Source organism: Streptomyces sp. NBC_01476 (assembly GCF_036227265.1).
Taxonomy (GTDB): Bacteria; Actinomycetota; Actinomycetes; order Streptomycetales; family Streptomycetaceae; genus Actinacidiphila.
The window spans coordinates 996,243-1,015,872 of sequence record NZ_CP109446.1; the positions used below are offsets into that span (position 1 = coordinate 996,243).

Below are 19,630 nucleotides of genomic sequence, written 5' to 3' on the forward strand. Positions count from 1 at the left end.
CATGCCCGGATCACACGAAATTCCCTTTTCCCGGGCACAACGTCGGTACGTGGTCGGCGGTCCAACAGATGTCAGGGGGAGGGGACCGGTGTCACCCATCGCCGCAGCCGTGCGCGGGCGCGCAGCCGCGATCGTCGTGCTCGCGCTGCTCGCGGCCGTGCCCGGGATCGCGACGGCGTACCCGGCGCCGCCGGAACACCGCGCCTGGACCTACGTGTTCGCCGGCTTCACCGCGGCGCCCGCGGCGACCGACTACGACCACCGCACGGTGACGCTCACCGGTGAGCTGCTGCGGCGCCTCAACAGCGGCGGTCCGGAGGAAGCCGCCGCCGGGGAGACGGTGGAGCTGCTGCGGTCCGCCGCCGTCCCGGCGGACGACGGCGATTCGCTGGGCACCGTGACCACCGACGCGCAGGGCGCCTTCCGGCTGGACGACGTCCCGATCGCCCTGCCGGCCGCGCCGGGCACCGTACCGGGCCCGCGCACGGTGGTGGTCCGCGCGGTGCTGCGGCCCGGCACCCCCGAAGGCCCGGGCGGCCCCGGCGGCCCCGGGAGCACCGCCTCACCGACGCCGCCGGCGCAGAACGCCGAGGCCCGCGTCGAGATCACCGCCACGCCGAGCACCGCCCGGCTGACCGTGGACTACCAGGTGGGCGCGGTCTCGGCGGCCGGCCGGCCGGTGACCGCGCGGGGCACCCTCCAACGGGACAGCGGGCTCGGCCCGTTGCCCGTCCCCGGCGCGGACGTCCGGGTGACCTACCGGGCCGCCGGACTCCCGCTGCTGGTCGAGAAGGCCACCACCGGCTCCGACGGAGGCTTCTCGGTGACCTTCCCGGCCGCCGTGGCCGGCACGGTGACCGCGAGCGTCGACGGACCGGCCGACCCTTATCTCGACGTCGTGGCGACCGGAGGGCTCAGCCGGCGGATCGACGTACCGTCACCGACCCCCACGCCGACGCCAACCCCGGCCGCCCCCACTCCGCTGCCCGCCGCACTGCCCGTGCACCCGATGACCGCGACCACGGGACCGCCCACCGGCCCCGCCTCGCCGGCCGCCCGCCCGGCGGCTGCGCCGAAGCACGTGCAACCGGCCGATACGCCCAATACCCTGGCGGTGACGGGCGGCGGAACGACCCGGATCGCCTTCCTGACCGGGGGCAGCACCCTGCTCCTGGCGGGGATGCTGCTGATGGTCGCCCGGCGGCGGCTGCGGACGGCGCGATAGCCCGCCGTCACGGTGTTCCGCGGTCTGGGACGGCAAGGGGCCGTCTCTCGGGCGGTGCTGGAATGGGGGGCGGCATGAGACCGCTGGAAACGGGCGATCCCACGTCGGTGGGACAGGGGCGTTACCGCCTGGTCGGACGGCTCGGCCAGGGCGGCATGGGGGTGGTGTACTTCGGCCGGTCGCTGTCCGGGCGGGCGGTCGCGGTCAAGGTGGTGCGGCCGGAGCTGAGCACCGAGCCGGGCTTCCGGCGCCGCTTCGCCGACGAGGTGGCCGCGGCCCGCAAGGTGGGCGGCTTCCACACCGCGCCGGTGGTGGACGCGGACCCCGACGGCGATCCGGCCTGGCTGGTCACCGCCTTCGTCCCCGGACCCACCCTGCAGTCGGTACTGCTGAACGTGGGGGTGCTGCCGGTCGGTACGGTCACCGTGCTGGCGGCCGGTCTCGCCGAGGCGCTGGAGGCGATCCACCGGGTCGGGGTGATGCACCGCGACCTCAAGCCGGCCAACATCATCGTGGCCGAGGACGGCCCGCGGGTCATCGACTTCGGCATCGCCCGGGCACTGGACGGCACCGCACTGACCCAGACCGGCCTGCAGATCGGTACGCCCGGCTATCTGGCGCCCGAGCAGCTGACCGGTGGCGCGGTCACGCCCGCGGTGGACATGTTCGCGCTCGGGGTGGTGCTGAGCCAGGCCGTCGGCGCGTTCCCGTTCGGCGACGGGCCCTCGGCCGCCCGGCACTACCGCGTCGTCCACGAGGAACCCGACCTGGCCGCCGTTCCGCCCGAGCTGCGCCCGCTGATCGCCGACTGCCTGGCGAAGATCCCGGCCGACCGGCCGTCCCCCGCGGACTTCCTCGCCCGGCTGACGGTCCAGCACCTCCCCGACGGCGACTGGCTGCCGGCCGCCGCGACGGCGATGCTGCGGCGGATCGAGCCGCTGCCGACGAACACCCCGGACACCTACCAGGCGGCTGCCTCCGCGGCGGCCGGCGGGGCGGCCCACCCGGAGACGGTCAAGGCCACTCCCCCACCGGAACACCCGCAGACGGTCAGGGCGGCGCACGCCGACCCTGCTCCCGGCCCCACCGGTCCGGCCTCCGACGGTGCCGCCGGTGCCGGCGGGGCGGTGGGCGCCGCCGCGTTCCCCGGCTCGGCCTATCCGCAAGCGCCGGACACCCCGCCGCCGCCCGGGGGTCAGGGCGGCACGCCGAGCGCCTTCGGCCCGCCGGCGGCCCCCTACAGCGCGGGGACAGTGCGGCCCCGGCGGCGGCGCGCGCTGCTGGTCGCGCTCGCCGTACTGGTGGTCGCCGGGACCGCCGCCGGCCTGCTGGTGGCGCAGCCGTGGTCCGGCGATGCCGGCACCGCGGGCAACGGAAGCCACGCCGCGGGCACCGGGTCCCCGTCCAGTACCGGCTCCACGAGCGCCCCCGCGGCTCCGGCCGCCCTGCCGGCCCAGCCGCTGCTGGTCCGTGAGGACACCGCGCCCGGCTTCCCGCAGACCTGCCACGGGGTGATCGCGGTCCGGGCCCCGGGCCGCGACGACCCCCGGCGGCTGGTCTCCGGCGGGAGCTGCGACGAGCTGCCGCAGTGGTCGCCGGACCGCACCCGTTTCGCCTTCACCCGGACCACCGCCGGGTCGTCGGCGGTCTGGGTGGCGGACGCCGACGGCTCGAACCCGCATGAGGTCGCGCCGGTCCAGGGTGGCCGGGCCACCTGGTCCCCGGACGGCGAACGGCTGGGGGTCGTGCGCCGGACCAAGGGCGTGCAGCAGTTCTGGACGGTCAACGCCGCCGACGGCTCCGCCCTGCAGATCACGCACGGGACCGCAGGGCTCGACGATCCCTCCTGGTCGCCGGACGGCACCAGGATCGCGGTGTGGAAGGACGTCTCCGGTCTCTCCCAGATCTTCCTGATCGACCTGGCCCACCCGGACGCCGCGCCCGTACAGATCACCCATGGCAGCGAACGCGCCCGGGACCCGATGTGGTCGCCGGACGGCAGATTCCTCGTCTACACCTACGGCAAGCCGCTCTCCGGCAGCCAGGGCGACATCCATGTGGTCGGCGCGGACGGCTCGGGCGACCGCCCGCTGGCCGCCAGCGGCGACCAGGAGATGGATCCGTCCTGGTCCCCCGACGGGAAGTGGGTGGCGTATGTGCGCGGGCCGGTCGAGACGCCGGCCGTATGGGCGGTCAGAGCGGACGGAACGGGCGCCAGGAAGCTCACCACAGGCAATGTTCCCGAAGGCCATCCGTCGTGGCGTTGACGGACCGCGCCGCTCTCACCACGGGTGATTCATCCATGTAACCTGCCGCGTCATCATCGGCAATGCGGAATTCACACGGCATCTAGTTTCGAGTGCTCCGATCGCGGCTAACCCGCTGGTCAAGGGGGTTCCGTATATTTCCCGCCACCGCGGGACGGCGATGGGTGCGCGTTATGAGCGAACTGCGTGTGCTGTCGGTTTACGAAGGCTTCTTTTCAGGCGGAGCCCGCATTCTGCACAGCGATGTGATCCTCGGTCTGCACGGCGGTGCGCAAGAGCACGCGGTGCTGACCGTGCAGGGCGAAATGCACCGGGAAGCGACTCGGCAGCGAATGGAGGACGACGCCTGTTACCGCTCCCTGACCGGCGCGGGCGTCCCCGTCACGGCACTGCGCCGCGGTACGGACGCGGCCGAGGGGGAGCCGTTCAGCGCCACAGAACTGGCGGCCACCGCGCGGGCGACGGCCGCCGCGGATGTGGTGCTGTCACTGAAGGAGCAGCCGCTGGCCCTGCTCAATCAGGCCGGTCTGCCGCTGCGGCCGGTTGTGGTCTGTCTGCACCGGTCCGACCCGGAGAACCAGGGTCCGGCGCTGGACGCACTGCTCGCCGCGGTCGAGGCGGGCCGGCTGCGGGCCGGCGTGTGCTGCGCGGAGTCGACCCGGGCCGCGTACGCGGCGGCCGGGGTGCCCGCGGAGCTGCTGCATGTGATCCCCAACGGGGTTGACCTGCTGCGGTTCCGTCCCGATCCGGTCCAGCGGGCCCGGTGGCGGGCGTCGCTCGGCATCGACGACCAGGCACCGCTCGTGGTCTTCGCCGCCCGGTACGCGGGCATGAAGAACGTGCCCCTCTTCCTGCGGGCGGCCCGGCGCTTCCTGCGCCAGGAGCCGCGCGGACACGTGCTGATGTGCGGTGCCGGGATGACCGCGGCCAATCCGGGGCTGCGGGCGGACATCGACGCGGCGCTCGGCGACGAGCCGTGGCTGGCCGAGCGGATGTCGCTGCTCGGGGTGCGCCAGGACATGGAGACGGTGTACGCGGCGGCCGACGTGGTGTCGCTCACCTCGTCGTCGGGCGAGGCGGCGCCGCTGTGCCTGATCGAGGGCATGATGTGCGGCGCGGTGCCGGTGGCCACCGATGTCGGCGACTGCGCGGAGCTGGTGGCCGGGCACGGGATGCTCACGCCGCCGGACCCGGCGGTGATCGCGGCGGCCTGGAGCGAGGCGGCGGCCGGTGCCGCCGCGTTCGCACCGGCCCTGGAGCGCAGCCGGGAGCGGTTCAGCCGGGAGCGCATGATCGCCGCCTACGGCACGCTGATCGAGCAGGTGCACCACGGCCTGGCGCCTGCCCCGGCCGCACTCCCCGACCCCTTCTAGCCGTCGCTCGGGCCGGCCGGCGGGTGCCGGTCGGCCGGGCCGGCGGGTGCGGCGCTCCGGGTTGCCGCCGGGCGCCGGCCGGCGGCAGCTCGCCGGCTGTCCGGCCGGCCAAGAGGTCTCAGGCCCGTCGTCGGGTCGGCCCGCGGCGCCCGCCGGCTGTCCGGCCGGCCCGCCGAGAGCTCTCAGGCCCGTCATCGGGCAGCCCGGCGGCAGCCCGCCGTCCGACGTCCGCGGGCCGGCCGGGCCGCCCAGAGCTTTCAGGCGGGCCGGTCGGTGAGTTCGTACAGGTCCCGGTAGGCGGGGAAGTCACCGCCGGGTCCGGTGACGCTCCGGGCCGCGAGGACCGCGTGCAGCACCGCGCGGGTCAGGGTGTCCGCGCCCGCGGCCAGGATCTCGTTGACCGCGCCGGCTTCGCTGTGGACACCGAACGCCGCGTCGCCGGGCGGCAGCGGGTCCGGCGGGACCAGGGGCCGGCGCCCGGTCGCCAGCGCGAAGAGGGTGTCGCCGTCGGAGAGGAGGTGCACCGGTCGGACCGCCCGGGCCAGCCCGTCGTGCGCGGTGCCGGCCAGCTTCTGTGCCTGGGCCCGGGTCAGCGCGGCGTCGGTGGCGACGACGGCGAGCGTGGTGTTGAAGGCCGGCGGGCGCACGGCGGTCAGCCGGGCGCGCGCCCGGGCGACCGTGGCCTGCGGCAGCGCGGAGCCGTCGAGCCCGAACTCGTCCGCCCACCCGGCCCTGGCCCCCCACAGGGCCCCGGTGTCGGGGTCCACCACGGAACCGGCCGCGTTGACGACCGCGAGCGCGGCCACCGTCGTCCCCGACGGCAGCAGCCAACTCGCCGTACCCACACCGCCTTTGAGGCCGCCGGCGACCGCTCCCGTGCCGGCGCCGACCACGCCCTGCGGCACCGCGGCGCCCTCCTCGGTGGCCGCGGCGGCCTCCACCGCGGCCCGGCCGAGAGCGGATCCCGGGCGGGCGGTCCAGCGCCCGCCCCGGCCGAGGTCGAAGAGCGCGGCGGCGGGCACCACCGGCACCACCCGGCCGGCGCCGACCGGGAAACCGCGGCCCTGCTCCTCCAGCCAGCCCACCACCCCGGAGGCGGCGTCGAGCCCGAAGGCGCTGCCGCCGGTGAGCACGACCGCCTCGATCCGCTGGACGAGGTTGCGCGGGTCCAGCGCGTCGGTCTCCCGGGTGCCGGGCCCGCCGCCGCGTACATCCACCGCGGTGACGGCGCCGCCCTCCGGGGCCAGCACCACGGTGACACCGGTCAGCCAGCCGTCCTCGCGCCGCTCGGCGTGGCCGACCCGCAGGCCGCCGACGTCGGTGAGCGCGTTCGCCGCGCCCGGTCGTCCCGCTCCGCTCACGTGCTCGTCCCGCCTTCGCTGCCGGTGCTGTCGGGCGCCGCCCGTGGTCGCGGCTACAGCTTCACATCCTCGCCGGTGACCGGCACGGCGTGCCCGCGCAGTACGGCGGTGACGGCGCCGGTCACGACTGCAGTTCGGAGCGGGCCGCCGCGTCCTCGCCCGCCTCCAGCAGGTTGGCGGCGGCGCCGACGATCCGCGGGTCCGGTTCGCCGACGACCTCCTCGTCCTTGTCGCTGTAGTCGAAGCGGGCCAGCACGCTGCGCATGGCCTCGACCCTGGCGCGCTTCTTGTCGTTGCTCTTGACCACCGTCCAGGGGGCGTAGTCGGTGTCGGTCTCCTGGAACATGGCGACCTTGGCCGCGGTGTAGCGGTCCCACAGGTCGAGCGAGGCCAGGTCCATCGGGCTGAGCTTCCACTGCCGCACCGGGTCCACCTGGCGGATGGTGAACCGGGTGCGCTGCTCGTCGCGGGAGACCGAGAACCAGAACTTCACCAGGTGGATGCCGTCGTCCACCAGCATCCGCTCGAAGGCGGGCGCCTGCCGCATGAAGCGGTGGTACTCGTCGTCGGTGCAGAAGCCCATCACCCGCTCCACCCCGGCCCGGTTGTACCAGGACCGGTCGAAGAGCACGATCTCACCGGCGGTCGGCAGGTGCGCCACGTACCGCTGGAAGTACCACTGCCCGCTCTCGCGTTCGGTGGGCTTCTCCAGCGCGACGACCCGGGCACCGCGCGGGTTGAGGTGCTCGATGAACCGCTTGATGGTGCCGCCCTTGCCCGCCGCGTCCCGGCCCTCGAAGAGGATCACGATCCGCTGGCCGGTCTCCTTCACCCAGCTCTGCAGCTTCAGCAGTTCTATCTGCTGCAGGCGCTTGTGGTGCTCGTACTCGGGCCGCTCCATACGGGCGTCGTAGGGGTAGTTCTCCCGCCAGGTGTCGACGACGCTGCCGTCGGGGCGGATCAGCACCGGGTCGTCCTGGTCGGTGTAGTCCACCTGCATCCCCGCCGGCAGCGGAGTCCCGTTGGTGGAGAAGCTGGTACTCATCGCCCGCCCGCCTTCTCGTCACTCGCCCGCCCGTCCCCTCCCGTGTCACCGCTGATGGAACTGGGGGATGATCAGATACAGCCCGTACAGCACCGCCGCCGCACAGACAGCAAAGCACGCACCGGCACTGACCTGCGCAAACGTACCATTGCCGCCTTCGGAGCGCACCGTGTCGCGTTCGGCGAGCGCGCGTACTCCGAGGGCGAAGACCGCCACCACACCGATGGTGGCACCGATACTCACCACGGCAACCTCTCCGAGGGATCCCCAGTCGATGCTCATGTTCCCTTTCTCCCTTCCTCTCGGCTGACTGTTCGGCTCAGGCGCTCACGCCGGCCTGGGCCGGCGGGCGGACCGCGGTGGTGGGGGCGTTGTTGACGTTCGCCGCGTGGACCGGGTTGCGGCGGGACAGCACCACGATGACCGCGGCGACGGCCAGCGCCGCGACGGCGATCAGCACGGTGCCGAGGGTGCCGCCGTGCACCACCGCACTGGCGGCCAGCGCGCCCACCACGCCGGCGGCCGGCAGCGTCACCAGCCAGGCCAGCGCCATCTGACCGGCCGTCCCCCAGCGCACCTCGGCGAGCTTGCGGCCGATGCCGGCACCGAGGATGCCGCCGGAGCAGACCTGGGTGGTGGACAGCGCGAACCCGAGGTTGGCGGAGGTGAGGATCACCGCGGTGGAGGCGGACTCGGCGGCGAAGCCCTGCGGGGACTCGATGTCGACGATGCCCTTGCCCATGGTGCGGATGATCCGCCAGCCGCCGATGTAGGTGCCCATCGCGATGGCGAGCCCCGCGGTGAGGATCACCCAGACCGGCGGGCCGGCGTTCTTGCCCAGGGCGCCGCAGGAGATCAGCGCGAGCGTGATGACGCCCATGGTCTTCTGCGCGTCGTTGGTGCCGTGCGCGAGGGAGACCAGGGAGGCCGAGGCGACCTGGCCCGCCCGGAAGCCCTTGGAGACGGTGTCCTTCTTGGTCCGCTGGGTGAGCCGGTAGGCGAGGTAGGTGGCGCCCAGCGCGGCCAGGCCGGCCACGACCGGGGAGGCGACGGCGGGAATCAGGATCTTCTCCACGACCATGTCGAAGTGCACGCCGCTGCGGCCGGCGCCCACCCACACCGCGCCGATCAGGCCGCCGAAGAGCGCGTGCGAGGAACTGGACGGCAGACCCAGGAGCCAGGTCATGAGATTCCACAAAATCGCCCCCACCAGCCCGGCGAAGATCATGCCGGGCGTGACGAGGGCGTCGTTGACGATGCCGCCGGAGATCGTCTTGGCGACCTCGGTCGACAGGAACGCACCGACCAGATTCAGCGCGCCGCTGATCAGCACGGCCACTTTGGGCCGCAGCGCGCCGGTCGCGATGGAGGTGGCCATCGCGTTGGCGGTGTCATGGAATCCGTTGGTGAAGTCGAAGGCCAGAGCCGTGACGATGACCATTGCCACAAGGAAGGTGATGTGGTCCATCTCACCAATTAAGCAGGGGCAGGCGTACGAACAGGGAAGGACACGTGAAGGTGCGGTACACGGCGGGGACCGGTCAGCGAGCGTCGCGGACCCGGCTGTTCGCCCTCTTCCCGCAGGCCTGCGGCCTGTCCCGGCTCAGCCCTGGGACCGGGTGTCCGCAGCGCCGGTGCGGGCCCACTCCTCGTCCGGTGCGGCCAGCAGGGCGCTGATCCGGGCGGCCGGCGGCAGGGGGCCGTGGTCGCCGGTGACCCGCAGGGCGGCGCCTGCCGTGAGGTGGGCCAGCCGCAGCGCCCGCGGCACGCTCTCGCCCCGGTGCAGTCCGGCGAGGAAGCCGGCCGCGAACGCGTCGCCCGCACCCACCGGTTCCACGACGTCGGTCCGCAGCGCGGGCACGGTGTACGGGTCAGGCCCGTCGTAGGCGGTGGCCGCGCGGCCACCGTCCTTGACGACGAGCAGCCGCGGGCCGGGCAGCAGGGCGCGTACGTCGCCGGGGCCGGTGATGCCCGCGCCCCACAGGGCCTGGGCCTCGTCCAGCCCGACGAAGACCAGGTCGGCCCGGTCGGCGAGGCCGCGCAGCACGCCGGGGGCGGCGCCGTCGGTCCACAGCGCGGGGCGGTGGTTGACGTCGAAGCTCACCGGGTGCGGACCGCGCAGCGCCTCCTCGACCAGCAGCAGGCAGGAGGCCGACAGCGCGGCGGTGATCCCGGTCAGGTGCAGCGTGCCGGCGTCCTGGACGGCGGTGTCGTCGAGCAGGTCGGGTCCGAGGGCGGAGGCGGCGGAGCCCTGCCGGTAGTAGTGGACCCGGGTCGCCACCGCCGCGGGGTCCTTCACCAGCAGTCCGGTCGGGCGGTGCGGGTCGGTGCGCACCGCGCTGACGTCCACGCCCCGGGCGGCCACCTCGGCGCGCACCCGCTGCCCGAACGGGTCGTCGCCGAGCGCGGAGACCCAGCGGGCGGGCACCCCGTGGTCGGCGAGGTACATCGCCACATTGGACTCGGCGCCGGCCACCGCGATCCGCAGGGCCGCCGCGCCGGCCAGCGGCCCCACCGGTTCTGGGACCAGGGCGGCCATCGTCTCGCCGACGCAGACCACCGGCCCTGCCACCGTCGAGGTCACTGGCCGGCCTCCGCCGCCACCGCAAGGAAGGTGGCCGCCCGCGCCCGCAGTCCGGCCAGGTCGCCGCCGTCCGCGGCGTCCCCCAGCAGCGGCGAGCCGACACCGACGGCGACCGCCCCGGCGGCGAAGTAGGCCCGGGCGGCAGCCGCGTCGACCCCGCCGACCGGCACGAAGGGCAGAGCGGGGAACGGGCCGCGCAGCGCCCGCAGATAGCCGGGGCCGCCGGCCTGCTCGGCGGGGAAGATCTTCAGCGCCTCCGCGCCCATCGCGAGCGCGGCCACCACATCGGTCGGGGTCATCACGCCCGCGAGCGCCGGCAGCCCCAACCGGCGGGCGGAGGTGACCCCGGAGCCGAGGCCGGGGGTGACCACGAAGTCGGCCCCGGCCGTGTGCGCGGCCCGCGCGTCCTCGGTGCTGAGCACGGTGCCGGCGCCCAGCGGCGCGGCGGGACCGAGTTCGGCCCGGGCCCTGGCTATCACCTCCAGGGCGCCGGCGCCGCTGAGCGACACCTCGATGAGCGCGACGCCTTCCTCGGCCAGCGCGACCACCGACCGGAAGGAGGCCTCGGGGTCGGTGCCGCGCACGATCGCGACGAGCCGGTGCGTACGCAGTGCGGCGAGCAGGTCCATCTGCGGGGGGCCTTTCTACGGGGCGGGGAACGGCGGTCGGCCGCGGGGGCGGTGACGCGGGACCGGGGTCAGGGCGACGCGGCGGGCAGGAGTGGCCGGCCGCGGGACGCGGGGACAGCGGCAGAGCCGGGGTCGAGGACGGGACGAGGGCGAGGCGGGGTCAGGGCAGGGGCGAGGGCTGGGGCAGGGACGAGGGCAAGGCGGAGTCAGAGTGAGGACGAGGGAACGAGACGGCGTCAGGGCGAGGGCGGGGGGACAAGGCAGAGTCAGGGCCGGGACGGCGGCGAGGCGGTGACCGTCAGCCGCCACCGGACCTCGCCCGTGTCCGGGACCCGGGCCGCGTCCTGCTCCCCCGCCGCCGCCAGGTCGAAGACCCGGCCGAGCATCGGCTCGACGCCGATCGAGCGGTACGGGGCGGTCTCGGGGAAGCCGCCGAGGTTGCGCCACAGCGCGACGGAGGCCGGCTGGTCCGGGGCGTCCAGGGTGAAGCGGAGAGCGTCGGCGCCGTCCCGGACGGTCGCCTCCGCCGTGGCCACGATCGCGCCCAGCGCCGTACCGTCGTCCGGTCCGAGCCGGTCGAAGCGGGCACCGCCGGCCGCCACCGGCCAGGTGAAACCGTCCCAGTGGGCGCCGCCGTCCGGATAGCAGCGGCCGGGGGTGCCGTCCGGGACGGTGATCCGGCCGTCGGGGGAGACGTCGAGCAGCGCGTGCGCCGCCCACAGGAAGCGGTAACCGGGGGCGGCGGTCAGCCGGTAGTCGGCGACCACGGCACCGGGCAGCTCCCGCAGCCTGCGGGTGAGCCGGAAGTCGGGGCACCGCACCGATGCGGCGCCGTCCGCCACCGACCAGGGCCTGCTCCAGGCGTCGCCGTGGTCCGGGGTGCCCCGGACGGTGGGAACGCACTCCTCCAGCCCGCCGGCGTCGGCGAACGCGTCCCCCGGCGAGACTCCCGCCCGGCGGGGCTCGTCGCGGTGCCACAGCCACTCCCGGGCGCCGACCCGCAGCGACGTCCAGCGCCCGCCGAGCCCCGGTTCTGTGATCACCCGCACCGGACTCACCATTCGGCGAACGACCCGTCGGGGTGCCGCCACACCGGGTTGCGCCAGGCGTGCCCGGCGCGGTCGGCGGCACGGACCGCGGCCTCGTCGACCGTGATGCCGAGGCCGGGCAGCGCGGTGCGGCGGGCGTGGCCGTCGACGAACCGGAAGGGTTCGGTGTCGACCAGGTAGGACAGCAGGTCGGCCTCCTTGTTGTAGTGGATGCCGAGGCTCTGCTCCTGGATGAGGAAGTTCGGTGTGCAGAAGGCGACTTGGAGGCTCGCGGCGAGCGATATCGGTCCCAGCGGGCAGTGCGGGGCCAGTTGCGCGCCGAAGGTCTCGGCGAGTGCGGCGATCCGGGTCACCTCGGTGATGCCGCCGGCGTGCGACAGGTCCGGCTGGGCGACGGCGATGCCGGCGCTGAGCACCGGCAGGAACTCGGCCCGCCCGTAGAGCCGTTCGCCGGTGGCCAGCGGCACCGGGGTGGACGCGGCGAGCGACGCGGTCAGATGGCCGTACTCGGGCAGCAGCGGCTCCTCCACGAACAGCGGGTGCAGCGGGGCTATCGCGTGCAGCACCCGCCGGGCGCCGGCCGGGCTGAACCGGCCGTGGAAGTCGACCGCGACATCGCGGTCCTGGCCCAGCACCTCGCGGGCCGCGGCCACCCGGTCCACCACGGCGGCGGTGCCGGCCGGTGAGGTGAGCGGGTCGGTGCGGCCGGCCGCGTTCATCTTGACCGCGGTGAAGCCGGCCTCGATCTGGGCGGCTATCTCCTCGGTGAGCCGGGCCGGTTCGTCGCCGCCGACCCAGGCGTAGACCCGTACCGCGTCGCGGACCGGGCCGCCGAGCAGGGCGTGCACGGGGGCGCCGTACGCCTTGCCCGCGATGTCCCACAGGGCGTGGTCGAGGCCGGCCACCGCACTGGAGAGCACCGGGCCGCCGCGGTAGAAGCCGGCCTTGGTGAGCACCTGCCAGTGGTCCTGGATCCGCAACGGGTCCTGGCCGATGAGGTGTTCGGAAAGGACCTCGACGGCGGCGCGGACCACTTCGGCCCGGCCCTCCACCACCGGTTCGCCCCAGCCGACGACCCCGTCGTCGGTCTCGATCCGGCAGAAGAGCCAGCGGGGCGGTACGAGGAAGGTCTCGATGCGGACGATCTTCACCGGGCGCCCTCCACCGTGGCGTCGGTGCCGTGGACCAGGTCGAGGTCGCGCACGGCCTGCTCCAGCAGGGCCCGCATGGCGGCCTCCGCGGCGTCCGGGTCCTGGTCGCGGACCGCGTCGAGCACGGCGCGGTGGCTCGGTACCGGGTCCTCCCCGTGCGGTGAGCTGTGCACGATCTCGTCGCGGTGGGCGAGGCCGGACTCGATCACCATCTCCATCCGTTCCAGCAGTTCGTTGTGGGTGGCGGCGAGCAGGGCGCGGTGGAAGGCGAGGTCCGCCTCGACGGCGTGCGCGGGCCCGCCGTCCTGCTCGCCCATCGCGGTGAGCGCCGCGTCGAGGGCGGTCAGGTCGGTGTCGGTGCGGCGCAGCGCGGCCAGCCGGATCGCGGCCGGCTCGATGATGCCGCGGACCTCCCCGAGGTTGCGCAGCAGCGCGAGGTCGGCGCCCGCTCCGGTGCCGCCGGCGAACTGCCAGCGCAGTACGTCGGCGTCGAGCAGGTTCCAGTCGGCACGGGGCCGTACGAAGGTGCCGCGTTTCTGCCGCGCGTCCACCATGCCCTTGGCCGCCAGCACCTTCAGCGATTCGCGCAGCGCGGTCAGACTGACGTCCAACTCGCTCTGCAGCGCTACGAGGTCGAGGGTCGCGCCCTCGGCGATCTCACCGCTGAGCACCCGGCGCGCGAGGGTCTCCACGGTCTGGCCGTGCACTCCGCGGCGCGCGTATGGCGTCATGTCGTTCTGCCTTTCTCCATGTCGGGTGCCATGTCAGATGGCGTGCCGGGCGGGTGGGGCGCCGGTCAGGCGGATGCCTTGACGACGCTCCAGCCGCCGTCCACCAGCAGGCTCGATCCGGTGATGTACGACGCTTCGGGGGATGCCAGGAAGGCGATGGCGGCGGCTGCCTCGTCGGGTCTGCCGAAGCGGCCGGCCGCGGTCTCGGCCACGGACTTGTCCCGGTCCTCCTGCGGCACCCGGTCCCAGGCCGCGGTGAGGATCGGCCCCGGCAGGACGGCGTTGACCCGGACCTCGGGCCCGTACTCGACCGCGAGCTGCCCGGAGAGCGAGAGCAGGGCGCCCTTGGAGGCGGCGTAGGCGGGGTGGCCGGGGATGCCCTTGTGGGCGTGGACCGAGGAGGTCAGCACGACCGCGCCTTCGTTGGCGCGCAGGTCGGGCAGGAGCGTCTTGAAGCCGAGGAAGCCGCCGGTGAGGTTGACCGCCAGCTGCCGCTCCCAGGAGGCGAGGGTCATCTCACCGGCCGGTGTGACGTCCACCGTGTACGCGTTGCTGACCAGCACGCCGACCGGGCCGAAGGTGTGCGCCGCCGCGGCGACCCGGTCCCACGCCTGCGGTGAGGAGACGTCAGCGGTGACGAAGGCGGCCCGGCCGCCGCCGGCCCGGATGCCGGCCGCGACCGCTTCCCCGCTCTGCTCGGCGACGTCGGCCAGGACCACGGCCGCGCCCTCGGCCGCCAGACGCTGCGCGGTGGCGGCGCCGATCCCGGAGGCGGCGCCGGTGACGACTGCCACCCGTCCGGTGAATCGGGCTGCGGTGACGTTCATGTGGCGGTTCGTCTCCTCGGGGTGGGCGCTTCTCGGCGACTTTAGTGAGGTGCTCGGTGCTGGGCCGGGAGGTCTCATCGCCCGGTCGGGTCCAGCAGCTCGATCAGGTCGGCGTCGTACGTCGCGGTCCACGCCAGCGGCAGGCCGTAGTGGAGCAGATGGGCGCCGCTGTACTCGGTGCCGGTGGCGGTGTCCCGGTAGCGGGCGGCCGGGTCGAGGCCGCGCAGCCGCAGCCGGGCCGGGCGGCCGGGGACCAGGGGCGCCCCGTCGAGCCGGCCGGTGCTCCAGGCGGCGACGACGGTACGGCCGCCGCCGGGTGCGTCGTACTGCACGCCGCAGGTGGCGTCGGTGGGGGCGCCGAGCAGCCGGGCCTGTCCGTGGTGGATCACCTCGCGCAGGTGCTTGTACCGGGCGACCCAGGCGGCGGCCTCGGCGCGCTGCCCGGCGCTCCAGTGCCGCAGGTCCGCGCCGATGCCGAGCACGCCGGCAGCGGCGAGCACGAAGCGGAAGGCGAGCGAGCGGGGCCGCGGGTCGAAGACGCCGGGGGCGTCGGTGACCCAGCTGCTCATGGTGTGCGGGGCGTGGGCGTGCAGATAGCCGTACTGGATGGCGAGCCGGTCCAGCGGGGCGGTGTTGTCGCTGGGCCAGACCACGTCGGTACGGGCCAAGGTGGCGTGTTCGATCCGGGCGCCGCCGCCGGCGCAGCCCTCGACGGTGACCTGCGGGTGGCGTGCCCGCAGGTGGTCGAGCACCCGGAGGTAGCCGGCCACATGGGCGGCGTCCAGGTCCTGCTCCCCCGCGGGTCCTGCGCCGGGCCGGCCGCGTTCGGTGGGCGGCCGGTTCATGTCCCACTTCAGGTAGCTGATGTCGTGGCCGCCGAGCAGTGTGTCGAGGGTGCCGATGACGAAGTCCTGGACGTCCGGGCGGCCGAGGTCGAGCAGCAGCTGCTCGCGGACCAGGGTGGCGGTGCGCCCCTCGGTCCGGTAGACCCAGTCAGGGTGCTCGGCGTACAGGCGGGAGGCGGGGCTGACCGCCTCGGGTTCCACCCACAGGCCGAAGTCCATCCCGGTGGCGCGGACCTGGGCGATGAAGTCGTCGAAGCCGGCCGGGAAGGCGGCCGGATCGGGCTGCCAGTCGCCGAGGCCGCCCTTCTCGTCGAGCCGGCCGGTGAACCAGCCGTCGTCCACCACGAAGAGTTCGACGCCCATCCCGGCGGCGATCCGGGCGAGTTCGAGCTGCGCGCCGGCCTGGACGTCGAAGCCGGTGGCCTCCCAGGAGTTGTAGAGCACCTTGCGGGTCCGGTGCAGCCTGTCGCCGGCCAGCTGCCGCTCGTAGCGGTGCCAGACGCGGGACAGGCCGTCGAGTCCTCCGGGGCTGAAGGCGCAGGCGAGCCGCGGGGTGGTGAGCGCTCCGCCGGGGCGCAGCAGGACGGCCCCCTCGTGGGGGACCCGGCCCGCTCTGATCCGGACCGCGCCGCCGGGTTCGGCGTCGGTGGTGATGTGCCAGTTCCCCGACCACTCCAGGGCGAGGCCGTAGGCGGGGCCGTCGGTCTCGGCGGCGTCCTGGACGGCGAGCCAGGGGGCGTAGGCGTGCCCCGGGGTGCCCTGGGTGGAGGCCATCTCGAACCGGCCGCGGACCAGGTCCAGTTGGTGGCGCTGGAACTCCTGCGCCCACTGCCCGGCGAGGTAGGTCAGCCGCGCACCGGCCCGCACGGGGACGTTGACGGCGGCGGAGTCGAGGTTCTCCAGGTGGAGTTCTTCGGCGCCGAGGTTGGTGAACTCGGCCCAGCGCAGGATCACATCGGTGCCGGGCACAGCCGCGTAGTGGAGCGCCACCCGCAGTCCGGTCGGCTCGTCGGTGAACTCCAGCCGCAGCGTGCGGTCTTCGTCACCGCCGGCGCCGGTGAAGGTCCACCACAGGCCGCGCTCGCCGCCGGGCCGGCGGACGGTGAGGTCGGCGCCGGTGAACGGCCGCAGCCCGTAGGGGAGGTACTCGGCGGGTGCCGCGTCGGCGGGGGTGATGAAGTGGGTGCGCCGGGTGGCGGGCAGCACCGGCGGCCCGGTCTCGGCGCCGTGCGGTCCCCAGGCGGCGAGTTCCGCCCACCGGCCGCCGTCCGCGAGCCGTACCGCGTACACGGTGTGCTCGGTGCGCAGCAGCCACGGGCCGGCCGGGAACTCCTGTGGGGCGATGGTCACTTGACGGCTCCGAGGTTGAGTCCGGCCACGAAGTGCCGCTGGAAGCGGAGGAAGACCAGGACGGTCGGGGCGGCGGCGATCACCGAACCGGCCGCGATCACGTTCCACTGCGAGACGTACTGGCCCTGCAGGCCGAGCAGCGAGGCGGTGATGGGCATCTTGGTGTCGCTGCGCAGCACGGTGATCGCCCAGAGCAGGTCGTTGAAGATCCAGGTGAACGCCAGGGCGGTGAGCGCGGCCAGCGCAGGACGGGCCAGCGGCAGGATGATCCGGGTGTAGATCTGCCAGGGTCCGGCGCCGTCGATCACCGCGGCCTGCTGGATCTCCGGCGGGATGGCCCGCATGAAGCCGTGCAGGACGAAGACGTAGAAGCCGACGCCGAAGCCGACCTGGACGCCGATCAGCGCGTACAGCGAGTCGTAGATGCCCAGGTGCTCGCTGAGTTTGGAGACCGGGATCAGCAGGATCTGCGGGGGCAGCAGATTGCCGCTGAGCATCAGCAGCAGCAGTACCCGGCGCAGCGGCACGTCGTAGCGGCTCAGCGCGAAGGCGGCCATCGAGGCGAGCAGCAGGGACACCAGCACGGTGGGGACGGAGACGAGCAGGCTGTTGATCAGGGCCTGTTGCTGGCCGCCGTCCACCCATGCCTGGCGGAAGCCGCCGAGGGTGAAGGAGTGCGGGGCGCTGCCGAGGCCGTGTCCGGCGATGTCGTCGAACGAGCGGGTGGCGGTGATCAGCACGACCGCGATGGGCACCAGCCACAGGGCGGAGATCAGTCCGGCGCTGGTGTGGAAGGCGACGGTGCCCCAGACGCGGCGCCGTCCCCTGGTGGTGCGCGGCGGGGCCGGCCGGGTGTCCGCGCCCTGCTCGGCGGCGGGGGCGGCGGCGTGGGTGACGCTCATCAGTCGGCCTCCTTGAACGCGCGGACCAGGTAGGAGGCGATGACGCCGAAGGCCAGCACGAAGATGACCACGGCGAGCGCGGAGCCGTAGCCGAGCCGCAGGGACTGGAAGGCGGTGGAGTACATGTAGGTGCTGAGCAGTTCCGAGGAGTGGTACGGGCCGCCGCGGGTGAGGGCCCAGACGACGTCGAAGGAGCGCAGACTGTCGATGATGATCACCGACAGGACCACGGCGTTGACACTGCGCAGCTGCGGGAGGGTGATGTGCCGCAGCTGCTGCCACTTGCTCGCGCCGTCCACCTTGGCGGCCTCGTAGAGCGCCGGGTCGATGCCCTTGAGGCCGGCCAGGTAGAGCACCATGACGTAGCCGATCTGGCGCCACAGCGCGGGCACGATCACCGCGTACAGGGCGGTGTCCTGGTCGGCGAGCCAGGGGTGGGTGAGGCTGCCGAGGCCCACTCCGGAGAGGGTCTTGTTGATCAGGCCGTCCGGCTGGTACATCGCCTGCCACACCAGCGCGGTGGCGGTGAGCGAGAAGACCACCGGCAGGAACAGGGCGGCCCGGTAGAAGCCGACCCCGCGGCGCTCCTGCTGGAGCAGCAGTGCCGCGCCGAGGCCGAGGACCGCCGACAGGCCGCCGAAGAGCGCGAGCCACAGCACCGTGTCGAGGATCGCGGTGTGGAAGACGGTGTCGTGGATCATCTCCCGGTAGTTGCCCAGGCCGATGAACTGCGGCGGGGAGATGCCGTCCCACTTGGTCAGCGACAGGTAGAAGCCCTGCAGGGCCGGCCAGAACACCCAGAAGCCCTCGGCGAGCAGCGGCACCAGGACGAAGGCGAGCACCACCGGGGGGACGCGGGTGGCCCGCTTGCGCCCGCCGCGGGAGGTGCGCCGGCCCGCGGCGGTCAGTACCGCCATCTCACTGGCTCCAGATCTTCTGTGCGTCGCGCTGCCAGGTGGTGAGGATCGAGTTGATCTCCTTGGGCTTGGCGAGGAACTTCGTCAGCGCGGTGTCCGCGGTGGGCTGCAGGGCGTCGCTGGAGTCGCGGTTGAAGAACTGGGTGATGTCGGGCGCGTTCTCTATCAGCGCGCGGCCCTTCTTCACCAGCGGGGTGCCGGAGTCCTTGGCCTTGGGGTTGACCGGGATGGAGATGCCGGACGACCCCTTGAGGTAGGTCTCCTGTGCCTCGACGGTGGCCAGCCAGCTCATCAGCTGCTTCACCTCGTCCTTGTGCTTGGTGTGCGCGCTGGCGAAGTAGCCGTCGGTGGGGCCCTCTTCGGCGAGCGGGACCTTGGGGTCGATCACCGGGAAGCGGAAGAAGTCGAGGTCGCCGACCTGGTCCTTGGGGGCGGCGTCGGCGAAGAAGGTGCCGATCAGCATCATGCCGGTGCGGTTGTTGAGCAGTGCGGTGGTGGCGTCCTGGAAGGCGAGCGCGGTGCCGTTGGGGTCGAAGTACGGCAGCGCCTCGGTCCACTTGTCGAAGACCTTGTGCACCTCGGGGTCGTCGAAGCGGTGCTTTCCGGCCAGCAGGTCGCGGTGGTACTGGGCGCCGTTGATCCGGATGTTGAGGTAGTCGAACCACGCGGAGGCGACCCAGGCGGTGCCGCTGCCGGCGCCGAGGCCGATCGGGGTGACGCCCTTGGACTTCAGGGTGTCGCACAGCGCCATGAACTCGTCCCAGGTCGTGGGCTCCTGGACGCCCCAGCGCGCGAAGTTGGACTTCTTGTAGAACACGCCCCACCAGTTGTAGCTGGCGGGCACGAACACCTTGGCGCCGGCCGAGTCGGTGCAGAGCTTCTTCTGCGCGTCGGAGTAGCCGGCCAGTTCACCGGTGGTCCAGATGTCGCTGACGTCCAGCAGCAGGTTCTTCTTGGCGTACGTGTCCGCGACCGAGCCGGGGTACCAGGTGAGCAGGTCCGGCGGGTTGGCGGAGGTGAGGTACGTCGGCAGCTGGGTCCGGAAGGTCTCCGAGGCGACGGTGTTGAGCTTCGCCTTGGGGCCGCCGCGCTTGTTGAAGGCGGCCACCAGGTTCTCCATCGCGGACTTCGCCTGCGGCGAGGAGAGGTTGGACTGCACGCTGACCGTGCCGCTGGACTGGCTGCTGCTGCCGCCGGACGAGCTGGACGTGACGCAGCCGCTCATCAGGGCGGCGGCTCCGAGGGCGCCGGCGCCGGCCAGGAACTGACGGCGGTTCGTCGGTGAGATGTTCGCGGTGTTCATGTGACTCCCTTGTCGGCTGCTACAGACTGGCGGGCCGCGGGCGCGGCGTCAAGATTAATTCGTAATTTATT

At 73.7% G+C, this 19,630-nt stretch carries 17 protein-coding genes; 3 read left to right on the forward strand and 14 right to left on the reverse strand.

The window, feature by feature from the left end; genetic code table 11:
- Positions 1–88 precede the first annotated feature (88 nt).
- From OG552_RS04435 to OG552_RS04445, 3 genes are all read left to right on the forward strand, one after another.
- A complete protein-coding gene (locus OG552_RS04435) occupies positions 89–1,225 on the forward strand; it encodes a hypothetical protein (RefSeq protein WP_329129763.1) in 1,137 nt (378 codons plus the stop codon).
- A 74-nt stretch (positions 1,226–1,299) separates the two neighbouring features.
- Positions 1,300–3,492, forward strand: coding sequence for a protein kinase domain-containing protein (locus OG552_RS04440; protein ID WP_329129764.1), 2,193 nt, complete (start codon positions 1,300–1,302; stop codon positions 3,490–3,492).
- A 173-nt stretch (positions 3,493–3,665) separates the two neighbouring features.
- Positions 3,666–4,865, forward strand: a complete 1,200-nt coding sequence (locus tag OG552_RS04445) for a glycosyltransferase (RefSeq protein WP_329129765.1) — start codon at positions 3,666–3,668, stop codon at positions 4,863–4,865.
- 257 nt (positions 4,866–5,122) lie between these two features.
- On the opposite strand, the gene OG552_RS04450 is transcribed toward OG552_RS04445, so the two are convergent.
- From OG552_RS04450 to OG552_RS04515, 14 genes are all read right to left on the reverse strand, one after another.
- On the reverse strand, positions 5,123–6,226 hold the full coding sequence (locus tag OG552_RS04450) for a P1 family peptidase (protein ID WP_329129767.1): 1,104 nt from the start codon (positions 6,224–6,226) through the stop codon (positions 5,123–5,125).
- A 121-nt stretch (positions 6,227–6,347) separates the two neighbouring features.
- On the reverse strand, positions 6,348–7,271 hold the full coding sequence (ppk2, locus tag OG552_RS04455; RefSeq protein WP_329129768.1) for a polyphosphate kinase 2: 924 nt from the start codon (positions 7,269–7,271) through the stop codon (positions 6,348–6,350).
- A gap of 45 nt (positions 7,272–7,316) precedes the next feature.
- Entirely contained in the window at positions 7,317–7,553 is a 237-nt protein-coding gene (locus OG552_RS04460; protein WP_329129770.1) for a hypothetical protein, read from the reverse strand.
- 37 nt (positions 7,554–7,590) lie between these two features.
- Positions 7,591–8,739, reverse strand: coding sequence for an inorganic phosphate transporter (locus OG552_RS04465; protein ID WP_329129771.1), 1,149 nt, complete (start codon positions 8,737–8,739; stop codon positions 7,591–7,593).
- 135 nt (positions 8,740–8,874) lie between these two features.
- The gene (locus tag OG552_RS04470) at positions 8,875–9,855 is read right to left on the reverse strand and encodes a sugar kinase (RefSeq protein ID WP_329129773.1); all 981 of its coding nucleotides are present in this window, start codon (positions 9,853–9,855) and stop codon (positions 8,875–8,877) included.
- Positions 9,852–10,484: a bifunctional 4-hydroxy-2-oxoglutarate aldolase/2-dehydro-3-deoxy-phosphogluconate aldolase gene (locus tag OG552_RS04475; RefSeq protein WP_329129774.1), complete on the reverse strand. Its 633-nt coding sequence runs from the start codon at positions 10,482–10,484 to the stop codon at positions 9,852–9,854. Before OG552_RS04475 ends, OG552_RS04470 begins: the two co-directional genes overlap by 4 nt.
- A 266-nt stretch (positions 10,485–10,750) precedes the next feature.
- Entirely contained in the window at positions 10,751–11,545 is a 795-nt protein-coding gene (locus tag OG552_RS04480) for a hypothetical protein (protein ID WP_329129775.1), read from the reverse strand.
- Positions 11,539–12,684 (reverse strand): galactonate dehydratase, encoded by a 1,146-nt coding sequence (dgoD, locus tag OG552_RS04485; protein ID WP_329129777.1) that lies wholly within the window; start codon positions 12,682–12,684, stop codon positions 11,539–11,541. The genes OG552_RS04480 and dgoD overlap by 7 nt, the downstream gene beginning before the upstream one ends.
- Entirely contained in the window at positions 12,681–13,415 is a 735-nt protein-coding gene (locus OG552_RS04490; protein WP_329129779.1) for a FadR/GntR family transcriptional regulator, read from the reverse strand. The genes dgoD and OG552_RS04490 overlap by 4 nt, the downstream gene beginning before the upstream one ends.
- Before the next feature lie 65 nt (positions 13,416–13,480).
- Positions 13,481–14,242 carry an SDR family NAD(P)-dependent oxidoreductase gene (locus tag OG552_RS04495; protein WP_329129781.1) on the reverse strand — a complete coding sequence of 254 codons (762 nt, stop codon included), beginning with the start codon at positions 14,240–14,242 and terminating at the stop codon, positions 13,481–13,483.
- Positions 14,243–14,316: 74 nt separating this feature from the next.
- Entirely contained in the window at positions 14,317–16,437 is a 2,121-nt protein-coding gene (locus OG552_RS04500; RefSeq protein ID WP_329129783.1) for an alpha-galactosidase, read from the reverse strand.
- Positions 16,434–17,339: a carbohydrate ABC transporter permease gene (locus tag OG552_RS04505; RefSeq protein ID WP_329129785.1), complete on the reverse strand. Its 906-nt coding sequence runs from the start codon at positions 17,337–17,339 to the stop codon at positions 16,434–16,436. The genes OG552_RS04500 and OG552_RS04505 overlap by 4 nt, the downstream gene beginning before the upstream one ends.
- Positions 17,339–18,256, reverse strand: coding sequence for a carbohydrate ABC transporter permease (locus OG552_RS04510; protein ID WP_329129787.1), 918 nt, complete (start codon positions 18,254–18,256; stop codon positions 17,339–17,341). The genes OG552_RS04505 and OG552_RS04510 overlap by 1 nt, the downstream gene beginning before the upstream one ends.
- Before the next feature lies 1 nt (position 18,257).
- Positions 18,258–19,559, reverse strand: coding sequence for an ABC transporter substrate-binding protein (locus OG552_RS04515; RefSeq protein WP_329129789.1), 1,302 nt, complete (start codon positions 19,557–19,559; stop codon positions 18,258–18,260).
- Positions 19,560–19,630 lie beyond the last annotated feature (71 nt).

Bases quoted from the DNA above. Each gene is read 5' to 3' on its own strand.
- OG552_RS04440 (WP_329129764.1), top strand. From the start codon at position 1,300: ATGAGACCGCTGGAAACGGGCGATCCCACGTCGGTGGGACAGGGGCGT.
- OG552_RS04445 (WP_329129765.1), top strand. From the start codon at position 3,666: ATGAGCGAACTGCGTGTGCTGTCGGTTTACGAAGGCTTCTTTTCAGGC.
- ppk2 (WP_329129768.1), bottom strand. From the start codon at position 7,271: ATGAGTACCAGCTTCTCCACCAACGGGACTCCGCTGCCGGCGGGGATG.
- OG552_RS04460 (WP_329129770.1), bottom strand. From the start codon at position 7,553: ATGAGCATCGACTGGGGATCCCTCGGAGAGGTTGCCGTGGTGAGTATC.
- OG552_RS04465 (WP_329129771.1), bottom strand. From the start codon at position 8,739: ATGGACCACATCACCTTCCTTGTGGCAATGGTCATCGTCACGGCTCTG.
- OG552_RS04475 (WP_329129774.1), bottom strand. From the start codon at position 10,484: ATGGACCTGCTCGCCGCACTGCGTACGCACCGGCTCGTCGCGATCGTG.
- OG552_RS04480 (WP_329129775.1), bottom strand. From the start codon at position 11,545: ATGGTGAGTCCGGTGCGGGTGATCACAGAACCGGGGCTCGGCGGGCGC.
- OG552_RS04490 (WP_329129779.1), bottom strand. From the start codon at position 13,415: ATGACGCCATACGCGCGCCGCGGAGTGCACGGCCAGACCGTGGAGACC.
- OG552_RS04495 (WP_329129781.1), bottom strand. From the start codon at position 14,242: ATGAACGTCACCGCAGCCCGATTCACCGGACGGGTGGCAGTCGTCACC.
- OG552_RS04505 (WP_329129785.1), bottom strand. From the start codon at position 17,339: ATGAGCGTCACCCACGCCGCCGCCCCCGCCGCCGAGCAGGGCGCGGAC.
- OG552_RS04510 (WP_329129787.1), bottom strand. From the start codon at position 18,256: ATGGCGGTACTGACCGCCGCGGGCCGGCGCACCTCCCGCGGCGGGCGC.
- OG552_RS04515 (WP_329129789.1), bottom strand. From the start codon at position 19,559: ATGAACACCGCGAACATCTCACCGACGAACCGCCGTCAGTTCCTGGCC.